The sequence below is a fragment of the Dyella sp. NPDC103356 genome (assembly GCF_055584465.1).
Window position 1 is genome coordinate 809757 of sequence record NZ_JBVJLZ010000001.1, and the last position, 20548, is coordinate 830304.

General features: G+C 61.9%; 20 protein-coding genes. 10 read left to right on the forward strand and 10 right to left on the reverse strand.

Going from position 1 to position 20548, the window contains the following annotated elements:
• Position 1 precedes the first annotated feature (1 nt).
• From tviB to hmgA, 4 genes are all read right to left on the reverse strand, one after another.
• Positions 2 to 1279, reverse strand: coding sequence for a Vi polysaccharide biosynthesis UDP-N-acetylglucosamine C-6 dehydrogenase TviB (gene tviB, locus ACZ6WW_RS03475; RefSeq protein WP_465272972.1), 1278 nt, complete (start codon positions 1277 to 1279; stop codon positions 2 to 4).
• Positions 1280 to 1402: 123 nt separating this feature from the next.
• Positions 1403 to 2386: a fumarylacetoacetate hydrolase family protein gene (locus ACZ6WW_RS03480; RefSeq protein ID WP_465272973.1), complete on the reverse strand. Its 984-nt coding sequence runs from the start codon at positions 2384 to 2386 to the stop codon at positions 1403 to 1405.
• 10 nt (positions 2387 to 2396) lie between these two features.
• Positions 2397 to 3032: a lectin gene (locus ACZ6WW_RS03485; protein WP_465272974.1), complete on the reverse strand. Its 636-nt coding sequence runs from the start codon at positions 3030 to 3032 to the stop codon at positions 2397 to 2399.
• On the reverse strand, positions 3029 to 4330 hold the full coding sequence (gene hmgA / locus ACZ6WW_RS03490; RefSeq protein WP_465272975.1) for a homogentisate 1,2-dioxygenase: 1302 nt from the start codon (positions 4328 to 4330) through the stop codon (positions 3029 to 3031). Before hmgA ends, ACZ6WW_RS03485 begins: the two co-directional genes overlap by 4 nt.
• A gap of 99 nt (positions 4331 to 4429) precedes the next feature.
• Here hmgA and ACZ6WW_RS03495 point away from each other — a divergent pair, with 99 nt between their 5' ends.
• A complete protein-coding gene (locus ACZ6WW_RS03495) occupies positions 4430 to 4852 on the forward strand; it encodes a DUF5362 family protein (protein ID WP_465272976.1) in 423 nt (140 codons plus the stop codon).
• 45 nt (positions 4853 to 4897) lie between these two features.
• Here the strand turns inward: ACZ6WW_RS03495 and hppD are convergent, their stop codons facing one another.
• Positions 4898 to 5992: a 4-hydroxyphenylpyruvate dioxygenase gene (gene hppD / locus ACZ6WW_RS03500; RefSeq protein WP_465272977.1), complete on the reverse strand. Its 1095-nt coding sequence runs from the start codon at positions 5990 to 5992 to the stop codon at positions 4898 to 4900.
• A 115-nt stretch (positions 5993 to 6107) separates the two neighbouring features.
• On the opposite strand from hppD, the gene ACZ6WW_RS03505 reads away from it, so the two are divergent.
• Positions 6108 to 6563, forward strand: a complete 456-nt coding sequence (locus tag ACZ6WW_RS03505; RefSeq protein ID WP_281852001.1) for a MarR family winged helix-turn-helix transcriptional regulator — start codon at positions 6108 to 6110, stop codon at positions 6561 to 6563.
• Positions 6564 to 6618: 55 nt separating this feature from the next.
• Positions 6619 to 7257 carry a carbonic anhydrase gene (locus tag ACZ6WW_RS03510; protein WP_465272978.1) on the forward strand — a complete coding sequence of 213 codons (639 nt, stop codon included), beginning with the start codon at positions 6619 to 6621 and terminating at the stop codon, positions 7255 to 7257.
• Between the two features lie 181 nt (positions 7258 to 7438).
• Here ACZ6WW_RS03510 and ACZ6WW_RS03515 read toward each other — a convergent pair whose 3' ends face one another.
• Complete coding sequence (locus tag ACZ6WW_RS03515; protein ID WP_465272979.1) at positions 7439 to 8947, reverse strand: peptide MFS transporter; 1509 nt, start codon at positions 8945 to 8947, stop codon at positions 7439 to 7441.
• A gap of 105 nt (positions 8948 to 9052) precedes the next feature.
• Positions 9053 to 10546: a peptide MFS transporter gene (locus ACZ6WW_RS03520; protein WP_465272980.1), complete on the reverse strand. Its 1494-nt coding sequence runs from the start codon at positions 10544 to 10546 to the stop codon at positions 9053 to 9055.
• A gap of 288 nt (positions 10547 to 10834) precedes the next feature.
• Here ACZ6WW_RS03520 and ACZ6WW_RS03525 point away from each other — a divergent pair, with 288 nt between their 5' ends.
• Positions 10835 to 12424, forward strand: a complete 1590-nt coding sequence (locus ACZ6WW_RS03525; RefSeq protein ID WP_465272981.1) for an alpha/beta fold hydrolase — start codon at positions 10835 to 10837, stop codon at positions 12422 to 12424.
• Between the two features lie 45 nt (positions 12425 to 12469).
• Here the strand turns inward: ACZ6WW_RS03525 and ACZ6WW_RS03530 are convergent, their stop codons facing one another.
• A complete protein-coding gene (locus ACZ6WW_RS03530) occupies positions 12470 to 13318 on the reverse strand; it encodes a tryptophan 2,3-dioxygenase (protein WP_465272982.1) in 849 nt (282 codons plus the stop codon).
• A gap of 370 nt (positions 13319 to 13688) precedes the next feature.
• On the opposite strand from ACZ6WW_RS03530, the gene pdhA reads away from it, so the two are divergent.
• The 3 genes from pdhA to ACZ6WW_RS03545 all read left to right on the forward strand — a co-directional run bounded on the left by pdhA (position 13689) and on the right by ACZ6WW_RS03545 (position 17302).
• Positions 13689 to 14774 (forward strand): pyruvate dehydrogenase (acetyl-transferring) E1 component subunit alpha, encoded by a 1086-nt coding sequence (gene pdhA, locus ACZ6WW_RS03535; protein ID WP_281851995.1) that lies wholly within the window; start codon positions 13689 to 13691, stop codon positions 14772 to 14774.
• Positions 14775 to 14777: 3 nt separating this feature from the next.
• Positions 14778 to 15758: an alpha-ketoacid dehydrogenase subunit beta gene (locus ACZ6WW_RS03540; protein ID WP_465272983.1), complete on the forward strand. Its 981-nt coding sequence runs from the start codon at positions 14778 to 14780 to the stop codon at positions 15756 to 15758.
• A 161-nt stretch (positions 15759 to 15919) separates the two neighbouring features.
• Positions 15920 to 17302 (forward strand): dihydrolipoamide acetyltransferase family protein, encoded by a 1383-nt coding sequence (locus ACZ6WW_RS03545; RefSeq protein ID WP_465272984.1) that lies wholly within the window; start codon positions 15920 to 15922, stop codon positions 17300 to 17302.
• Between the two features lie 107 nt (positions 17303 to 17409).
• Here the strand turns inward: ACZ6WW_RS03545 and ACZ6WW_RS03550 are convergent, their stop codons facing one another.
• Together ACZ6WW_RS03550 and ACZ6WW_RS03555 are read right to left on the reverse strand one after the other, a co-directional pair.
• On the reverse strand, positions 17410 to 17574 hold the full coding sequence (locus tag ACZ6WW_RS03550; RefSeq protein WP_465272985.1) for a hypothetical protein: 165 nt from the start codon (positions 17572 to 17574) through the stop codon (positions 17410 to 17412).
• Between the two features lie 411 nt (positions 17575 to 17985).
• Positions 17986 to 18729: a hypothetical protein gene (locus tag ACZ6WW_RS03555; RefSeq protein WP_465272986.1), complete on the reverse strand. Its 744-nt coding sequence runs from the start codon at positions 18727 to 18729 to the stop codon at positions 17986 to 17988.
• A 106-nt stretch (positions 18730 to 18835) separates the two neighbouring features.
• Here ACZ6WW_RS03555 and ACZ6WW_RS03560 point away from each other — a divergent pair, with 106 nt between their 5' ends.
• From ACZ6WW_RS03560 to ACZ6WW_RS03570, 3 genes are all read left to right on the forward strand, one after another.
• Entirely contained in the window at positions 18836 to 19234 is a 399-nt protein-coding gene (locus ACZ6WW_RS03560) for a VOC family protein (RefSeq protein ID WP_465272987.1), read from the forward strand.
• A 52-nt stretch (positions 19235 to 19286) separates the two neighbouring features.
• Positions 19287 to 20219, forward strand: coding sequence for a 2-dehydropantoate 2-reductase (panE, locus tag ACZ6WW_RS03565; RefSeq protein ID WP_465272988.1), 933 nt, complete (start codon positions 19287 to 19289; stop codon positions 20217 to 20219).
• Positions 20220 to 20333: 114 nt separating this feature from the next.
• Positions 20334 to 20548: helix-turn-helix domain-containing protein (locus ACZ6WW_RS03570; protein WP_465272989.1), on the forward strand; the 215-nt coding region annotated here is incomplete at its 3' end.

The window sequence follows — 20548 nt, forward strand, 5'->3', positions numbered from 1 at the left end:
CTTACAACCTCCCGTCCACCGCATCGCGCGGCAGCACGTATTTCACATCGTAAAGAACGGATTCGGGTTTGCCGAACGCACGTATGCCTTCGGCGCCAAGTGCAGCAAACTGCTTGTGCGCGACGGCAATGATGACCGCGTCGTATGTGCCCTTCTGAGGTGCATCCACCGGCTTTAGCGCGTACTCGTGTTCGGCTTCGACCGCGTCGACCCATGGATCATGTACATCCACTTGTGCGTTGTATCCGCGCAGCGCATCGACAATATCGAGCACGCGCGTATTGCGCAGATCCGGACAGTTTTCCTTGAACGCCAGGCCCAGCACGAGGATGCGCGCCTGTATCGGATTGATGCGTTTGCGCACCATCAATCGAATCACCTCGTTGGCCACATGCGCACCCATGCTGTCGTTGGTGCGCCTCCCCGCGAGAATGACATCCGGGTGATGGCCGACTTCCTGTGCCTTGTGCGTGAGGTAATACGGATCGACGCTGATGCAATGGCCGCCGACCAGGCCCGGCCGGAACGGCAGGAAATTCCACTTGGTGCCGGCGGCCTGTAGCACTTCCAGCGTATCGATGCCCAGCTTGTTGAACAAAATCGCCAGGTCATTGACCAGGGCAATATTCAAGTCACGCTGTGTGTTCTCGATCACCTTGGCCGCCTCGGCCACCTTGATGCTGCTGGCGCGATGCGTGCCGGCTGGAATCACGCTGGCATAAAGACGATCGACGAAGTCGGCAGCTTCGGCCGTCGACCCCGAGGTGACCTTGAGAATGGCCGTAAGCCGGTGTTGTTTGTCGCCAGGATTGATGCGTTCCGGGCTATAGCCGACGAAGAAATCCCGATTGAAACGCAAGCCCGACACGCGCTCCAGTATCGGCACGCATACCTCTTCGGTGCAGCCGGGATAGACGGTCGATTCGTAAACCACCACGTCGCCGTGTTTGAGCACGCGCCCGAGGCTCTCGGTGGCGCCGATCAGTGGACGCAGGTCGGGGCGCTTGGCGCTGTCGATCGGGGTCGGCACGGTGACGATGAACACCGTGCAGTCGCGGATATCGTCCAGCGACGCGCTGTAACCAAGCCGCCGTGCTTCGGCCAGTTCCGCCGCTTCGACCTCCAACGTGTTGTCGCGACCGGCACGCAAGGCCTCTATTCGCTCCGCGCGGATATCAAAGCCAACCGTGTCGTAACGCTTGCCAAACTCCACCGCCAACGGCAGGCCGACATAGCCCAAGCCGATGACGGCGATCCTGGCGGTTTCGAGATTGAGCATTCCCAGCTTCCACGACGGGCGAAGCGGTAGTTTGGCATGACGCGAGGGCTAGTTGAGAGCGATCGGGAGCGAGAACCGGGTAAAGGCCACATGGCCCAGCTTTGTTCTCACTCCTGGGTACGCTTAACTCGCCCGCGTGATCGTCTGCTCGATCGAGCCGAAAATCGACTTGCCCGTACGGTCCGTGACATCGATCTTCACCCGGTCGCCGAACGCGAGGAACGGCGTGCTCGGCTTACCGTCACGCAGGGTTTCGACCGTGCGCTGTTCGGCCAGACAGGAGGCGCCCTTGCTGGTGTCTTCGTTGGCAATCGTGCCCGAGCCCACCACCGTGCCGGCAGTCAAAGGCCGTGTCTTGACCGCATGCGCCACCAGCTGGCCGAAGTCGAACTGCATGTCGACACCGCACTCCGCCTCGCCGAACCATTGCTCGTTGATCCACGTGCGCATCGGCAGGTGCAGTTTTTCACCCTGCCATGCGTCGCCCAGTTCGTCCGGCGTCACCAGGACGGGCGAGAGCGCCGAGCGCGGCTTGGATTGCAGAAAACCGAAACCCTTGGCCAGCTCGCCAGGAATCAGCCCGCGCAAGGACACGTCGTTGACCAGACCGATCAATTGGATATGCACAGCGGCTTGCGCCGGGGTAGCTGCCATCGGGACGTCGTCGGTAACGACGATCACCTCGGCTTCCAGGTCGATGCCGTAGTCCTCGCTGGTAACCATCACAGGATCGCGCGGGCCAAGAAAACCGGCACTGGTCGCCTGATACATCAGCGGATCGGTGTAGAAACTTTCCGGCACTTCCGCACCACGTGCGCGACGTACACGCTCCACGTGCGGCAGGTAGGCGCTACCGTCGACAAACTCATAGGCGCGCGGCAACGGTGCAGCCAATGCGGTCATATCCAGGTCGAACGCATCCGCGGCCTTGCCGTCGTTGAGCTCGGCATAAAGCGCATTCAAGCGCGGTGCACTGCTGGACCAGTCATCCAGAGCCGCCTGCAGCGTCGATGCAATGCCCTTGGCACGTACGGCACGAGTCAGGTCGCGGCTGACAACGATCAGGCTGCCGTCGCGGCCGCCCTCTTTGAGACTACCCAATTTCATGCATGGCTCCTCAGCCGCAACCTTCTACGTAATCCACTTGTGGCGGCAGACCCACGCGCCATGCGTTGACCTTACCGCTCTTGTCCGCCTGAAACAGCAGCACCGCACCGTGGTCGCCGGGCACGCGCATATCGACCGCGTCCGCATCGTACTTTTGCGGCTGCTTTTCTGCGGCCGGATAAAGCGCCGCAATCTGCTCCACGGTCATGCCGACCTTGCCGCCGCCGGGTGCCGCTTCTTTGGCCGTCCTGACATCGAAGCGCACGAACTTGTCGTCTTCGAACATGAAACCGATGTCCGGCGGCATCTGCTTGATCCAGATCGGATAGAGAACCGTGCAGGTGGAACCGGCAGCCGCGGAACCGCCTTTGAGATCGCCCCAGTTCTTGCGGAAATCCGCTTCGCTCAAGCCGAAATGCAGGTCGCCATAACCGCTGTAGCTCGCCGCCTGCGGCGGGCTGGCCAGCGTGCTCGCCGCTGCCGCGGGCTTGGCGACATCAGATGTCGGCCCGGAGGCGAGAACGGCTTGGGCATGCTGCTGTGCCGCTGCCGATGAGGCTGCCGCCGGCTGATCCACCGGCTTGTCATGCCCGTTGCAGGCCGCAAGGCCAAGGCTCAAAAGAAGTAACGATAGTGCGCGCGTCATGCGCCAGGCTCCTTGAAATGCTTGGTGATGCCCTGCCAGCACTGATAGTAATCGCCTTGCAATTGCGGCGCTGCCAGCGCCTGCCGGGTCGGGCGGATCACTTTGCGCGTCTCGAACATGAAAGCCATCGTACCGGTCAGGTGATCGGGCTTGTCCAGCGGCGCGTTGCTGGCTTTTTCGAACGTACCCGCATCCGGACCATGGCCGCTCATACAGTTATGCAGGCTGGCACCGCCTGGCGCGAAGCCGCCGGCCTTGGCATCGTAGACGCCCTCGATCAGGCCCATGAACTCGCTGGCGATATTGCGATGGAAATACGGCGGGCGGAAGGTATGTTCGGCCACCAGCCAACGCGGCGGAAAGATCACGAAATCCATATTGGCCGTGCCGTGCGTATCGCTGGGTGAGGTCAGCACGGTAAAGATCGACGGATCGGGATGGTCGACACTGATCGAACCGACCGTATTGAACCGCGTCAGGTCGTACTTGTAGGGCGCGTAGTTGCCGTGCCAGGCCACCACGTCCAGCGGCGAATGATCGATGCGCGCTGACCACAGGCTGCCCTGGAATTTCGCCAGTAATTCGAAGTCGCCTTCGACGTCTTCGTAAGCTGCGTGCGGCGTGAGAAAATCGCGTGGCAGCGCCATGCTGTTGGCGCCGATCGGCCCGAGGTCGGGCAGGCGCAGCAGCGCACCGAAGTTTTCGCAGACGTAACCGCGTGCGTGGCCGTCGAGCAGCTCCACGCGAAAACGCACGCCACGCGGAATCACCGCGATCTCCAGCGGCTTGACGTCGAGCACACCCAGCTCGGTCGCCAGACGCAACCGACCCTGCTGCGGCACGATCAGTAATTCGCCATCGGCGTCGTAGAAAAAGCGGCCCTGCATCGAGCAGTTGGCAGCATAGATATGGATACCGCAGCCAGCCTGTTCGGCGGCGCTGCCGTTGCCGGCCAAGGTGATCAGACCATCGATGAAATCGGTCGGCTGCTCGGGCATCGGCCACGGGTCCCAGCGCAGCTGGTTCGGGGTGGCGGGAGCCTCATCGAAACGGTTGTGAAAACTGGCATGGTCGCGTGCCGCAAACGGCTTGTGCATCGCTGCCGGGCGGATCCGATACAGCCAGCTGCGCCGGTTGGTCGGCCGCGGGGCGGTAAAAGCGCTGCCGGTCAGTTGCTCGGCATAAAGGCCATGGGCGACTTTCTGCGGCGAATTCTGGCCTGTCGGCAAGACCCCCGCGATAGCCTCGCTGGCAAACTCGTTGCCAAACCCGGATTGATAACCTGCCTGCTCGCTCATCATCGCTTCCTTTTGAATTTGCCCGGCGGTCTTACCAGTCTGCCGCCGTTTGCTGCTACCTTCGCCATACCGCCGCAAAGACGGCGGTCTTATTCATGCATGAAGGGGAAAATCATGTCGTCTCAGTTTAATCCTCCGCCGTTTGGAAACGGCGGCGTCAGTGTTTCCGAACTCATTGACCCGTTGGCACAGGGCAAAGGCTGGATCAAATTTCTGGCCATTGTCCAGCTGGTCTTTTGCGGGCTATACGTACTGATTTCGTTCGGCCTCGGGCTGTTGGTGATGTGGCTGCCCATCTGGCTGAGCATCCTGTTGCTGCAAACGGCCAATGCGCTTGAACAGGCCCAGCAGCGCGACGATGCCATCGCCGCGAAAACGGCACTGGGCAAGCTCAGGCTCTACTTCATGATCCAGGCTATTGCCATGATCGTGGGTTTTGGCCTTGCCATTATCGGCATCATTGCGGCATTGGCCCTCGGCTTCAGCATGCACAACCTGCCGGGCGCGCACCTCCCGACTTGAAGAACGCAGGAGCGCGCCGGCATGTGCCGGTGCGCTCCTGATATTTTAAAGCACGCCGCGCTTCATCTGATCGCGCTCGATCGACTCGAACAGCGCGGTGAAGTTGCCTTCGCCGAAACCTTCGTTGCCCTTGCGCTGGATGATCTCGAAAAAGATCGGCCCGATATTGTTCTGCGTAAAGATCTGCAGCAGTTTGCGCTGCTTGGTCTCCGGATCGGCGTCGATCAGGATCTTGTTCCTGGCCAGGCGCGGCACGTCCTCGCCATGATCGGGAATACGCATGTCGATCACGTCGAAATAGGTATCGGGCGTGTCGAGGAACTCCACGCCGCGCTCGCGCATCGCTTCGACAGTGTCGTAGATATTGTCGGTAAAGCAGGCAATGTGCTGAATGCCCTCGCCCTTGTAGCTGTCGAGGTATTCATTGATCTGCGATTTCGGGTCGCTCGATTCATTGAGCGGAATACGCACGATGCCGTCCGGCGCGGTCATCGCCTTGGACACCAGGCCGGTCTTGACGCCCTTGATATCGAAGTAGCGAATCTCGCGGAAGTTGAACAGTCGCTCGTAGTAGTCCGACCACTTCTGCATGTTGCCGAAATACAGGTTGTGCGTCAGGTGGTCGATGAAGGTCAGACCGAAGCCCTTCGGATGCTGGTCGACGCCCGCGATCGGCAGGTAATCGTCGCCGTAGATGCTGCCCGCATCGCCATAGCGATCGATCAGATACAGCATGCAGTCGCCGATCCCCTTCACCACCGGCGCGTTGACCGCCTTGGTGACTTCTTTCGCACTGATCGCCTCGCCACCGTTGCCGAGCACAGTCTGGTAGACCTCGGCACCGGGCTTCTTGAAGCGGATGGCAAAACCCGCCGCGCAGGGGCCGTGCTGACCGGCGAAGTCGGCAGCGAACGAATCGGGGTCTTCGTTGACCAGGAAATTCACGCCGCCCTGGCGATAAACGGTAATCGCCCGGCTCTTATGCTTGAGCACGGCAGTGAAGCCCATGCTGCGGAACAGCTGGTGCAGCTCTTCGCCGCGGCCGGCGGGGGCGGCAAATTCGACGAATTCGAAGCCGTCGATCCCCATCGGGTTCTCGAACGTGGTGACTTGCATGCCAAGATTGGGCTGCGCGCTCATGATGCTCTCCGTCGTCGGGCTGTACACGATGGCCGGCACCTTCAAGCGTGCGACCATCCGGATAAGCCTCACGTTATAGTTACATTTGAAACCATTTGCAAGGACCACCGCACCAGTGCCTGACACCAAGACGCCCGACCACGCCCCCCTGGAACTCGAACGGTTCCTGCCCTACCGCCTGTCGATCCTGTCCAACACGATCAGCCAGGGGATCGCCGACGACTACCAGAAACGTTACGACCTCAGCGTGACGGAATGGCGTGTCATGGCCGTGCTTGCCCGTTTCGACGGCCTGTCGGCACGCGAGGTGGCCGAACGCACCGCCATGGACAAGGTGGCCGTCAGCCGCGCCCTCGCCCGCCTGGTCGAAGCAGGCCGGGTCAATCGGGAAACCCACAACGGCGACAAGCGCCGCTCGGTGCTGGGCCTGTCCGAGGCCGGCTGGAAGTTGCATGACGAAGTCGCGCCGATGGCCCGTGCGCGCGAACGTGAAGTGCTGGCCAAGCTCGACCAGGAAGAACGCGTGTGGCTGGAGCGTATTCTCGACAAGCTGTTGGACCTGCCACGCTAGGCATGGCCTGTCGTGGGACAATGCGTGCAGTCAAGGCCGTGAGTCACACCGAACCATGCAAGACCTCGTCGATGGCGTAAAGCGGTTCCAGCGCGATGCATTCCCGGAGCGCTCGGCGCTGTTCCGGCGCCTGGCTGCCGGCCAGAACCCGCAAGCGCTCTTTATCGCCTGCTCCGACAGCCGCGTGGTACCGGAGCTGATCACCCAATGCGAGCCGGGTGAACTGTTCGTCGTGCGCAACGCGGGAAATATCGTGCCGCCCTATGGACCCGAACCTGGCGGCGTATCGGCATCGATCGAATATGCCGTAGTCGCGCTTGGCGTCAGCGACGTGGTGATCTGCGGCCATTCCGATTGCGGCGCCATGAAGGCGATCGCCACCGATGCCGACCTGACCGCCATGCCCGCCGTGCGGCGCTGGCTGCGTTATGCCGACACCGCCAAGGCGATCAACAGCGCTCACGCGCATACCTCAGAGTGCGCGGCCATCCATGCGATGGTGCATGACAACGTCGTCGCACAGCTCGTGAATATCCGCACGCATCCCTGCGTTGCGCTGGCGCTGGAACAGGGGCGGCTCAGCCTGCATGGCTGGGTGTATGACATCGAGAGCGGCATGGTGGAAGCGTACGACGGGCAAAGCCGCCGCTTTGTTTCGTTGTCGGATCAGCCGTCGGCTTGTGCTACCGAGTAGCACATCGCAACCTCAGGGAACCTCGAACTAACCTCTGTTTCCACCGTCGCCCCGGCGAAGGCCGGGGCCCAGCGTCTTCGCACATCGAAGCGTAAGGCGCTGGATCCCGGCCTTCGCCGGGACGACGGATAGGAAAAGTTCTAGGGGCACAATCACGTCGCTTGAACCGGCCCCTCAACCATCACTTCACCCCATGCATCAACCGATTGATCAACGGCGAGATCAGCAGCAATAGCACGCCCGCACCGGCCAGCAGCCAGAAGCTGAAAGTAAAGCCGTCCAGCGCCGAAGCGGCAGTCATGCCGGTCGCGCCACTGATATGGCCAGCCAGCAGGCCCGACAGATTGCCGCCGACAGCCAGCGACAGAAACCAGCCGCCCATTGCCAGGCCCACCAGTTTGGGCGGCGCCAGCTTGGTCACCATCGACAGGCCGATCGGCGACAGGCACAGCTCACCGACGGTCTGCAGCACATAGCAAGCGGCCAACGGCCAGAACGGAATCAGTCCCTGCGGATCGATCAGTCGCGCCAGCGCGTACACCAGCACCAGGAACCCCAGGCCGTTGAAGACCAGGCCCAGGCCGAACTTGCGCGGGATCGAAGGCTCCTTGTGCCGACGCGCCAGCAAGGCCCAGATGATGCTCACGCCCGGTGCCAACACAATGATCGCCAGCGGACTGATCGACTGGAACCAGCCGACCGGGAACGACCAACCGCCGAACATCTTGCGATCGACCATCGTCTCGGCCAGGAAGTTGAACGACGTGCCGAGCTGGAAGTAGAACATCCAGAACAGCAGGTTGAAGGCGAAGATGATCAGCATCGCCACCACCCGCTGCACCTGCACGCGACCCTGCCGCGCGGCCTCGCCCAGTAGCATCACCGCCACGCCGATAAACAGCAGACCGAGCAGCCATTGCAAGCCGATCGCGCCGATCTGCGCCAACACGAAGTAGATGACCGGCACGGACAGCGCCATGCCACCAATCACCCACAGCACGCGCTGCTTGCCCTCGGCGCCCTGCGGCGGCCGGCCGACCCCGCGCAAACCGCGACGGCCGAACCAGAACCACAGAAAGCTCAACACCATGCCGGCGCCCGCGGCGCCGAACACGATCCGATAGTTCTCCACCAGCGGCGTGCTGGTGAAGTAACTGGCCATCCAGCCGGTGACCAGCGGCGCGGCAAACGCGCCCGCGTTGATTCCCATATAGAACAGCGTAAAACCGCGATCCCGCCTTTCATCGTCGGGACGATAGAGCTGCCCGACCATCGAGGAGATATTCGGCTTGAACAGCCCGTCGCCCACGATGACCATGGACAGGCCATAAAGCATCGCGTCGCGCGAGGGCAGCATGACGGTGAACAGGCCGATCGCCATCACCACGGCGCCCAGCAGGATCGACCGCTGGTAACCGATCACCTTGTCGGCGATATAGCCGCCAAAAATGCCGGTGGCATAGACCAACGCGGTATAGGCGCCATAGATTTTGCTCGCCCACGCCTGCCCGGACGGATCGCCGTGGTAGAACTGCGCCACGATGTACAGCGCCAGCGCCCAGCTCACGCTGTAGATCGCGAAACGCTCCCAGAACTCGGTCATGAACAGCATCCACAAGGGACGCGGATGGCCGAGGGTATCGGGAAAATCGGGCACGCCCGGTGCCACGGCTTGACTGGCGTTGTTCATGCACCCCTTCATCGGTCGGCTGACCGTGCGCGAAAACACCGACATTTAGCCGTGACGGCGACGTTCGTCAATGGCGGCGTAACTGCCGCCCCATCAAAACTGACGCTATTTCACACCATGCATCAGCTTGTTGATCAGCGGCGCGATCAGGAAAAGCAGCACGCCGGCCCCCATCAGCGACCAGAAGCCAAACGTGTAGCCGCTCAGGGCCGACTGCGTGGTCATGCCCGTCTCACCCGACACATGGCCGGCAAAGATACCCGACAGGTTGTTGCCGATGCCGGTAGAAAGGAACCAGCCACCCATGCCGAACCCGACCAGGCGCAGCGGGGCCAGTTTGGTCACCATCGACAGGCCGATCGGCGAAAGGCACAGCTCGCCCACCGACTGGATCACATAGACCATGAAGAGGGTCCAGAACGGGATCTTGCCGTTCGCGTCGACCATGCCCGACAACGCGAGCATCAGCAACGCAAAGGCCAGCCCGTTGAAGATCAGGCCCAGACCGAACTTGCGCGGAATCGAAGGATTGCTGCGGCCCATGCGCACCCATATCACGGCCAGGATCGGCGCGATGGTGATGATCGCCAGCGAATTGACCGACTGGAACCAGGCCGTGGGGAAATTGAAGTCGCCCAGCTGGCGATTGACGATCTTGTCGGCGAGAAAGGTGAACGAACTGCCGGCCTGCTCGAAGAACATCCAGAACAGCACGTTGAAGGCGAAGATGATCAGCATCGCGATAACCCGATCGCGCTGCACCTTGCCTTCGCGAATGCCTTCGACCAGCAGCAACAATGACAGCACGATAAAGAGCGCACTCAGTACCCACTGCAGAAAGCCCGCGCCGGAAGCCAGCAGGAAATACATCACCGGCACCGCAGCGGCCGCGCCCAGCAATACGTACACCACGCGCATCACGCTCTCGCTGCCGGGAGGCGCCACGCCGACCGACTTGAGCCCGCGCCGGCCCACCCAGAACCAGCACAGGCTGATCAGCATGCCCACACCCGATGCGATGAATACGTACTTGTAGCTCGGCATCGCGTTGCTGCCGAACACTGCCTTGGCGAGATACTCGGTCAGCACCGGCGCGATCAGCGCGCCGAGATTGATGCCCATGTAGAAAATGGTGAAGCCACTGTCGCGCCGCTCGTCGGTGATGCCATAGAGCTTGCCGACCATGGTGGAGATGTTGGGCTTGAACAGGCCATTGCCGGCGATGATCGTGGCCAGCCCGATCTCGAATATCTGCTGATTGGGCACCGCGATCATGAACAGGCCCAGCGCCATCACCGCCGCACCGACCAGGATCGAGCGCTGATAACCCAGCACCCGATCGGCCACATAGCCACCGAAGATCGCCGCCGCGTAGACCAGCGCGAGGTAGGCACCGTAAGTTCGGCTGGCCGGCTGTTCACCGGTCGCATCGCCACCGTGGAACTGCGCCACGATGTACAGCACCAGCGCCCAGCGAATGCCGTAGAACGCGAAGCGCTCCCAGAACTCGGTCATGAACAGCATCCACAGCGGACGCGGGTGCCCCAGTGTCTTGGGAAAATCGGGCGTCGTGGCTGCGCTGGAAGTGGTTTCGGTCATGCGTTCCCTCGTTTCATCCGGTACTCGCAAGAAATTGCGATCAACTCAAGAGAAACATGTCGCTACCGGGATCGTCAATTGCCACAGAGGGCAACACGCTCCCGGGTTGGGCCGTGAAGGCCATAGAGGTCATGGACGACCAGACATATAGCAGGAATCCGGCAGGCCCGCGGCGACAGGTTGCTTAGAGTCGCTCATGCGACCCCTGGACGTGCCGCATGTCAGGCGCGAGCAGGCGCTCAACCTCACTTCTGCACCCGGTGCTCTATGTCCTTGCGATATCGCCTCTTGACGCTGTCTTTGCTGTTGCTCACGCCACTTCTGGGAATAGCCCAAACGCCCGCAATACCTTGGCAGGATTGCCCGGACTACACCGATGCCTTTCCCGAACTGACCAATCGCCTGCAATGCGCCACGATCGAGGTCCCCAAGGATCACGCCGCGCCAGCTGAAGGTGTCATCAAGATCGCCCTGATGCGTGTGTCCGCTCGCGATCCGCAGAAGCGCCGCGGCGTGCTGTTCATCAATCCCGGCGGCCCGGGCATTCCCGCAGGATTTTATACGGCGTCATTGGTCGCCGATTGGGAGTGGGAAGGCAGCAGCTCGCCGGAAAAGCGTCGTATCAGCGAACAATTCGACCTTATCGGCATGACGCCGCGCGGCATCAAGGGGAGTGAAGACAGTACGGCCCTGCTTTGCCAATCGGATGAATGGTTGCAGCCCTACGACAACATCACCGACAACCGCAGCCCGGCGAACATCCTTGCGCTCAACGAACATGCACAGGTGTCGGCGCGCGGCTGCCAATCGAATCCTCTGGCGCCCTATATCACCAGCGAACAAACGGCCCATGACATGGATCTCGTCCGCCAGTTGCTCGGTGAGGAGAAGATCAGCTATTGGGGGGTGTCTTATGGCACCGAGCTTGGTGCCTGGTATGGCGGCATGTTTCCTCAACATGTCGACCGGATGATTCTCGACTCCAACGTCGACTGGACTCGAGATCTTTACCAGAACGCCTTACCCAAAGCCTCCAGCCGCCAGGAAATCTTCGAGCGATTCGTTGTCGACAAGATTCTTTCCGCACCGGAAAACTACAGCTTGGGTGCGACCGGCGACGAGATACAGCAGCGCTTCATCGCTCTGGATAGCAGATTCAGGGAAATCGTGCGTAAGTCGACCGGCTCCCCGGAGGCGGTGATGGCCGCGGCGTTTTTCCAGGAACAATTCAGGCAACAGCCTCGGCTGCAGCTTGAACAGCTATTGGACACTATCCGAACGCATCGCTTCAGCGCCGATCAGATGGTGGATCAGGAGGCGCGGACACTTGCCCGACTCTTCGCCCCAGGCCTGTTCACACCTCCAGAACAACCCTCGCGACTGGACATGAACAACGCCAGCTCGGTTTTGTGGACCGTTCAATGTCAAAACACTTCTCCTATTCCCTCACCGTCCGAATGGGCGCAATGGGGAACCGCTTTCGCACATCAATTCCCGATCGGCGGAAGCGATGAAACCTATCCACTATGCGCCTATTGGCGGCAACCCAGCCCTCCGCGTCCACCTATCGAGCACTTGTCGCAAATCGAAAATCTTGTACTGGTCCAGGCCGAGTTCGACCCTTTCACACCGCGACAAGGCGCCATGAAGGCGTTTGCCCAGGTCCCCAATGCCAGCATGATCTATGCGCGTGGCCTGGTAGCGCACGGCTTCACCTACAACCCGGTATCGAGCTGCGTCAATCGAGCCGCGGGCGCATTCATGGCCGAAGGGGTCAGACCTCCGCGTGTGCTCGAGTGCGTTGACACGACGGGATTTGCGCCAACCCTGATGGAATCGATGGAGGCCGATCGGGCAAACAGACGCGCCTCGTTCTAAAGCGCTATTGATACTCCAAGACCGGGAGCCACGGGCTCCTGGTCTTTAACGGCCCAGCACCGTGCGCACGTCGAGCAACTCCGGAAAGAATTCCAGGTCCAAGGCCTTCTTCAGGAACGACACACCGGACGAACCCCCGGTACCGCGACGATGGCCGATGATGCGCTCCACGGTTTTCATATGGCGGAAACGCCAAAGCTGGAAACTTTCCTCCATGTCCACCAGCTGTTCGCACATGTGATATTCCGGCCAGCACTCTGTGCGATGCTCGTAGATATGCTTGAACACCGGCAACAGCCGTTCGTCACGCTGATGCGGCTGCGTCACGTCACGGCTGAGCAAGTCCGCCGGCACGTCGTGGCCGCGGCGCGCGAGATATCGCAAGAATTCGTCGTACAGGCTCGGCGCTTCAAGTACGTCGCGCAAGCTCGCTTCGGCGACCGGGTCATAGGCAAACACCTTGAGCATCTGCGCATTCTTGTTGCCGAGCAGAAATTCGATCTGCCGATACTGCAGCGACTGGAAACCGGACGAAGGGCCCAACACGTCGCGAAACTCCAGGTATTCCGACGGAGTAAGCGTCTCCAGCACCGCCCACTGCTCGAACAACTGGCGCTGCACCTGTTTCACGCGCGCCAGGATTTTCAGGCAGGTATCGAGCTCGTCGCGCTGCAGGCACACGATCGCCGCCTTGAGTTCGTGAATGAGCAGTTTCATCCACAGCTCGGCCACCTGGTGCTGCACGATAAACAGCGTCTCGTCGTGATGCGGCGGATCGCTCAAAGGCCGTTGCGCGGAAAGCAGCACATCCAGACGCAGGTAGCCGCCGTAGGTGAGCCGTCCATCCAGGTCCAGTTCGATACCGGCTTCGAGATCGCGTTGGTTCGTGGTCATTCCGAATCGCTGATGGCGCAAAGTGGCGATGGTAACGGTTCATGGGGATGGGGGTGGCCGGACGGCTGCTCAAGGACACCGGCCAGGATGAGCGAGAGCCCAACCGACGCTTCGGCTCTCCGGTCGCCCATTCGAGCCGCCCGCTTGCAACTCCCTGTAATGCAAGGCTTCCGGCGGAAAAACACGCGCATTCATGCTGCACCGTACCTTGCGGCGCAACATAAGAGCCTGTTATCAAAGGCGGTCTTGGGAAAGCCTCACCCCCGCTGGAAGGGGTACGAAGGCTGAGGAATCCCCGCGTGACGGCCTCACTGGATAGGCCGCACCTCCCCCACAATTATTTCTACCTTACCCGTTTTGGGAGCAAGTCGTGTCCATCGCAGCCAAATTCGAAATCGAATACCTGCAATACCTCGACGCCGAGGGCAAGCAGGTCCGTGACGATCTGCCGGAGTTTGCCAAAGACCTCAACCATATGGTCGAGCTCTACAAGCTGATGCTGTCCACCCGCGTGTTCGATGCCAAGTCGGTCGCCTTGCAGCGTACCGGCAAGCTCGGCACCTACGCCTCGTGTCTGGGCCACGAAGCCGCGCATGTCGGCGTCGGCAGCGCCATGAAGCCCGAAGACGTGCTGGCGCCGAGCTATCGCGAGTACGGCGCCCAGCTGTATCGCGGCGTGCAGCCGCGCGAGGTCTATATGTACTGGGGCGGCGACGAGCGCGGCAACGACTACCAGAACGAGCCGGCTCGCCATGACTTTGCCTGGTCGGTGCCGATCGCGACGCAATGCCTGCACGCCGCCGGTTCCGCGCTGGCGTTCAAGATCCGCAACGAGAAGCGCGTGGCCGTGTGCATGATCGGCGACGGCGGCTCGTCCAAGGGCGACTTTTACGGCGCCATCAATATCACCGGCGCACAGAACCTGCCGATGGTGGCGGTGATTGTGAATAACCAGTGGGCGATCTCGGTGCCGCGCAAGATCCAGTCCGGCGCGCCGACGCTCGCACAGAAAGGTATCGCCGCGGGCCTGTTCTCGATCCAGGTCGACGGCAACGACATCATCGCGGTGCGCAAGGCGATGGAAGATGCGCTCGATCGCGCGCGCAACGGCGAAGGTGGCAGCGTGATCGAGGCGGTCACCTATCGCCTCTCCGACCACACCACTGCCGACGACGCCCGCCGTTACCGCGGCGAGCAGGAAGTGAAAGACGCCTGGGCGAAGGAGCCGATGGTGCGCCTGCGCAACTGGCTGGTCGCCAAGGGCGTGTGGGACGACGCGAAGGAAGAAGCGTGGAAGGCCGAGTGCGACGACTGGATGGATAACGAAGTCAACGCCTACCTGGAAACCAAGACCCAGCCGGTCACCGCGATGTTCGACTACACCTTTGCCGAAGTACCCGCCGATCTCGCCAAGCAGCGCGATCTGGTTATTTCGCTCGACAAGAAGGCCCACTGAGCCATGGCACAAATCACTCTTATCGAAGCCGTCACCCAGGCGCTTGCCTATGAAATGGCTCACGACGATTCCGTCGTGGTGCTGGGCGAAGACGTCGGCGTCAACGGCGGCGTGTTCCGCGCCACCCAGGGCCTGCAGGAAAAGTTCGGCGAATTGCGCGTACTCGATACGCCGCTGGACGAAACCACCATTGCCGGTGTCACCGTGGGTCTTGCCGCGCAAGGCATGAAACCGGTCGCCGAAGCGCAGTTCGAAGGCTTCATCTATCCGATGATGGAGCAGATCGCCTGCCACGCCGCCCGCCTGCGCAACCGCACGCGCGGCCGCATCACCGTGCCGGCCGTGTGGCGCGCACCGTGGGGCGGTGGCATTCGCGCGCCGGAGCATCACTCCGAGGCGAACGAGCACCTGTTCACCAATATCCCGGGCCTGCGCGTGGTGATGCCTTCGTCGCCTGCGCGTGCCTATGGCCTGTTGCTTGCCGCGATCCGCGATCCGGATCCGGTGATGTTCTTCGAGCCCAAGCGCATCTATCGCCAGTACAAGGAAGAAGTGCCGGACGACGGCGAGGCGTTGCCGTTGGACGTGTGCTTCGTGCTGCGCGACGGCACCGACGTCACCATCGTGACCTGGGGTGCGCAGGTCAAGGAAGCGCTTGAAGCCGCCGACGCCTTGGCCGAGGAAGGCATCAGCGCCGAAGTGATCGACGTGGCCACGCTGACCCCGCTCGACTTCGACACCATCGCTGAATCGGTGCAGAAGACCGGTCGTTGCGTGATCGTGCACGAGGCGCCCAAGACCGCTGGCTTCGGTGCCGAGATCGCCGCGCGCCTGGCCGAGGAGTGCATGTACGACCTGCTCGCGCCGGTCGAACGCGTCACCGGTTTCGACACGCACATCCCGCTGTTCCGCCTGGAGATGAAATATCTCCCGAGCACGGAGCGCGTGGTGGAAGCGGCGAAGAAAACATTGGCTGCGTCCTAAACTACCTACAGGGAAGCGTCATCCCCGCGCAAGCGGGGACCCAGTGAAAGATGGCGTGCGAAGCACACAAAACCTTCCCGCACACTGAAAGACACTGGGCCCCGGCCTTCGCCGGGGCGACGCTCCAAGAACATTCAAGCCATACCTAGAGAACCAAACTCATGGCCGACATCAAAACCTTTTACCTCCCCGACCTCGGCGAAGGCCTTCCCGACGCAACCGTCGTCGAGTGGCACGTCAAGGTAGGCGACACCATCAAGCTCGACGCCCCGCTGGTGTCGATGGAAACGGCCAAGGCCGTGGTCGATGTACCCTCGCCCTATACCGGCAAGGTCACCAAGCTGCACGGCGCCGCCGGCGACATCATCGAGACCGGCGCCGCACTGGCCGAGTTCGAGCCCGACCCGAACGCCAAGCAGCGCGCCGAAGCCGAGTCCACCGGCCACCATCACGGCCCGAAGAAGAGCGTCGGCAGTGCCGCGTCGGACAACAGCGCCAAGGTCGTCGCTTCCGACGAAGGCGGCGAGATTGCCGAGTCCAAGGGTGATCGCGAAGACGAAGGCACCGTGGTCGGCGCAATGGTCAGCGGCAATCATGTGCACGTCGAACAGCTCAGCTCGGTCGGCGGTGTGAAGGCCGTGCCGGCCGTACGCGCGCTGGCCAAGAAGCTCAAGGTCGACCTTAGCCGTGTGCGCCCCACCGGCGACGGCGGCGTGGTCACCATGAAGGACGTCAAGGACGCCGCTGCCAACGGTTCGGCTCCGCTGGGCGCCGCACCTGCACGCGCCGTGCACGAAGACGCCGGCCGCCACCTGGCTCCGCGCCTGCCCGAGCCGGAACCGGCACGTGGCCCGACCTCGCTCGCAGGCAAGCCGGTACGCACCTCTTCGCCGAGCGTGCACGCCAGCGGCCAGCCGGAGCAGCTCAAGGGCGTCCGCCGCAACATGGCCCGTGTGATGGCCGATGCGCATGCCCAGGTCGTGCCGACCACCCTGGTCGACGATGCCGACCTGCATGCCTGGATCGGCAAGCAGGACATCACCGCTCGTCTGATCCGCGCCATCGTCACCGCTTGCAAGAGCGTGCCGGCGCTGAACGCGTGGTTCGACGGCAAGAACCTCACCCGCACGCTGCATCCGCACGTGGACATCGGCATCGCCGTGGACACCGAGGAAGGCCTGTTCGTGCCGGCGCTGCGCAATGCCGACGTACTCGACGGTGCCGGCGTGCGCGCCGCCATCAAGCGTCTGCGCACGCAGGTCGAAGACCGTTCGATCCCGGCGTCGGAGCTTTCCGGCTACACCATCAGCCTGTCCAACTTCGGCATGTTCGCCGGCCGCTACGCGACGCCGGTCGTGGTGCCGCCGTGCGTGGCGATCGTCGGTGCGGGCAAGCTCAGCCACGATGTGGTCGCCGTGATGGGCGGTATCGAAGTGCATCGCCGCATGCCGATCTCGCTCACCTTCGATCACCGCGCTGCCACTGGCGGCGAAGCCGCGCGCTTCCTGAAGGCTCTGCTGGACGATCTGGCACAGCCGAACTGAGAACGCGCTTCATCCAAAAATAAAGGCGCCCAACGGCGCCTTTATTTTTGGATGCGCATCAGACTCGGCCAATATCCCATGACTCTCTGATGCATCGATCAACCCCGTTACATCATGCAACGAGCGTATACCGTTGCCGGTACTTCCGTGTAGTAATACGCGAGGCCCGTAACGCTCCAACCGTCCCCGGCGTCGGTCGGTACGCTGGCAATAACCGTAAACGAGGGGCTTGCGACGAAACCCATGACATTGTTGACTGAAACGACCGGCATATATTCGCCAGAATATTCGTTCCCCTTGAATCCACCGCCTGTAACCACGTAACCGGGTGGGCATTGCGCGGTAATTGTCGTAGCCCAAGCGCCCGTGCTTCCCGCCGGAACCGTCGCAGACTGGGTAACGGTTACAACGTTAGTTGCCGATGCTCCTACACTGACAAATGCGGCACACGCCATAGCACATGCGATGATCAAGCGCTTAAATATATGAGTTCTACCCATTGCACTTCTCTCCATGATTTCAATGCGACAGGAACAAATGCCCGCGCCGATGTCGCTTGCGGTGCGAGATGGTCGAAAAGGTGATTTCCCCTGTGACCACAGCATTGTTCCAAACGTCCATCGCACGGGTTGCGACTGCACCGAATCATCTTTGCTGTCTCCCGACTCACGCCGGTAGATGTTTTATATCGACTTCGCTTTGATGCGTAGCCATAGCGTCTGCAACACCAGCACCGCCGCCACGGCCACGACCGCCAAAGCCATCGTCGGCGCACCGGCCAACGTGCCGATGGATTGCTTGAGGTAAATCGCCGCCAAGGCCCATGCCGCTGCCAGTGCATAGATCACATTGCCGCCCATGCGTGCGTTGGCGATCAGCAGCAACAAGGCCGCCAGCACCAGCAGGCCGATGCTCCACGGCAGCATGTCGTCCAGTGGCAGCAGACGAAAGGCCACGATCACCTGGGCGGTATTGAGAAACGCTGCCAGCGACACCCAGCCTGCGTGCAACGACAGCGGCAGCCAGGCGCAAAAACTCAGCGCGTCCGGCGCGGGGCGTTGCCGCGACAGCCAGTACGCCGCATAGACCAGGCAGACCAGGCTGGCCCAGATCGCCGCCAACGCCAGCCAGAACTGCTGCTGCGAAAACACCACCATCCACACCGACGTCAATGCGAACGCGATCAGCGACGCGATACGTACGCGCAACATCGCCGAGTCGTGCCGGCGGTTACTGCATTGCCAGATCGCGAACACGATATTGAACAGGAAAATCGGACCCCAGATGGCGAACGCATAGCCAGCGGCTCCCAGCAACGTGGGGTAACTGTCGGAAATCGTGCCAATGTCCGGGCCAAATGCCCCGTGCTGGGAAAACCATGCCACCACAGGCATGCACAGTGCGGAAAGCAGGACCAGCCAGGGCATTGCCTTACTCCTTCGATATCGTTGGTTAGCGATTTGACGACGGCCACGTCGATTTCTTCACCCGGCCCGGCGGACACTGCCCGGCCTGACCGGAGGAGATTCTCTTATGCACCACAGCCGATTATCTACCCTGGTGCTGGACTGCCAAGCCGGGGACCTTAAAGAAGCCGCCGAATTCTGGAGCCGCGCGCTGGGCAAGCCCATCGTCACGCTCGACCAGGACGGCGACGGCAAGTACGCCGAACTGCGGACCGCGGCCGACGAGCCGATCATCTTGCTGCAAAAGGTGACCCACGAAAGCCGGGTGCATCTGGATATCGAAACCGACGATATCGAAGCGGAAGCCTCCCGACTGGAAAAGCTCGGCGCCAAGCGCGTCAACCTGGTACGCGACCGCTGGTGGGTCATGGAAGCGCCCAGCGGCCACCGCTTCTGCGTCGTCCGGCAACAGCGTGAGCCGTTCGGGCCGCATCTGAATGCATGGGATGGAACGGACGGCAATTGAATCGGGGGGAGCCAGTCCATACTTCCCACTAACCTTTTGGCGGAGAAAAGCGATGCGTATCCTGGTTGTCGGCGCGGGCGCCACCGGCGGTTACTTTGGCGGGCGCTTGCTGGAAAACCAGCAGGACGTGACTTTTCTCGTACGCCCGGCCCGTGCCGCAAAGCTGGCCGAAACGGGTTTGACGATACGCAGCAGCACCGGCGACTTTCATCGCGACGCACCGCCGACCGTCACTGCCGCAACATTGAACAGCCATTACGACCTGATCCTGCTGAGCTGCAAAGCCTACGATCTGGATCAGGCCATCGCAGATATCGCACCGGCGGTCGGGCCGGACACGGCGATTTTGCCGCTATTGAACGGCATGCAGCACATGGATCGCCTGGATGAGCGCTTCGGTGCGGATCGCGTGCTAGGTGGCCAATGCGTGATTGCCGCGACTGTCGATGCCGACGGCGTGGTACGCCATCTCAATACTTCGCATAGCCTCACTTACGGGGAGCGCGACGGCAGCGCATCGGCGCGCATGGCCGCCATTGCGCAAGCCATGCAGGGCGTCAAGTTCGAGGCCCGCGCCAGCAATACGATCCTGCAAGACATGTGGGACAAGTGGGTATTTCTGGCCACGCTTGCGGGAATCACCTGTCTGATGCGCGCCGCGGTAGGCGACATCATGCGTGCGCCGGGTGGACGCGAAACGACGCTGGCCTTGCTCGAGGCGTGTCGCAGCGTTGCCGAGCACGCGGGTCATGCGCCGCACGACGCCGTACTGGCCAAGGCTCGTGGCGTGTTGACGGAAGAAGGCTCGACGCTGACTGCGTCGATGCTGCGCGACCTGGAAGGTGGCAAGGCGGTGGAAGCCGATCATGTGGTGGGCGACATGCTTGCGCGCGGCGCGGGGGGCGCAGATGTCACGCCGTTGCGTACGGCTTATGCACATTTGAAGGCGTATGAGGCGCGGAAAGAGCGGCAGGCTCAGGGCTGAGAGCGCCCCCTCACCCCAACCCTCTCCCCCGGCGAAGTGTATGGACCGGAGACATAGGTAACAGGTGTTCGGGGACATGGGTTACACCTCGCCGAGGTCGAAGCGAGGTGTCCCATGCCCTGGAACGCGAGGAATCTCATGTCTCTACGAGCCGAGTTCGTGGCCCTGGCCCGACAACCGCAAGCCAATGTCAGTGCGCTGTGCCGGTGCTACGGGATTAGCCGCAAGACGGGATACAAGTGGTTAGGTCGCCCGGAGGTAGGGGACCTCTCTCGCCGTCCCCATCAGTCGCCCGGTCGCTGCAGTGATGCGGTGGAGCAGACGGTGGT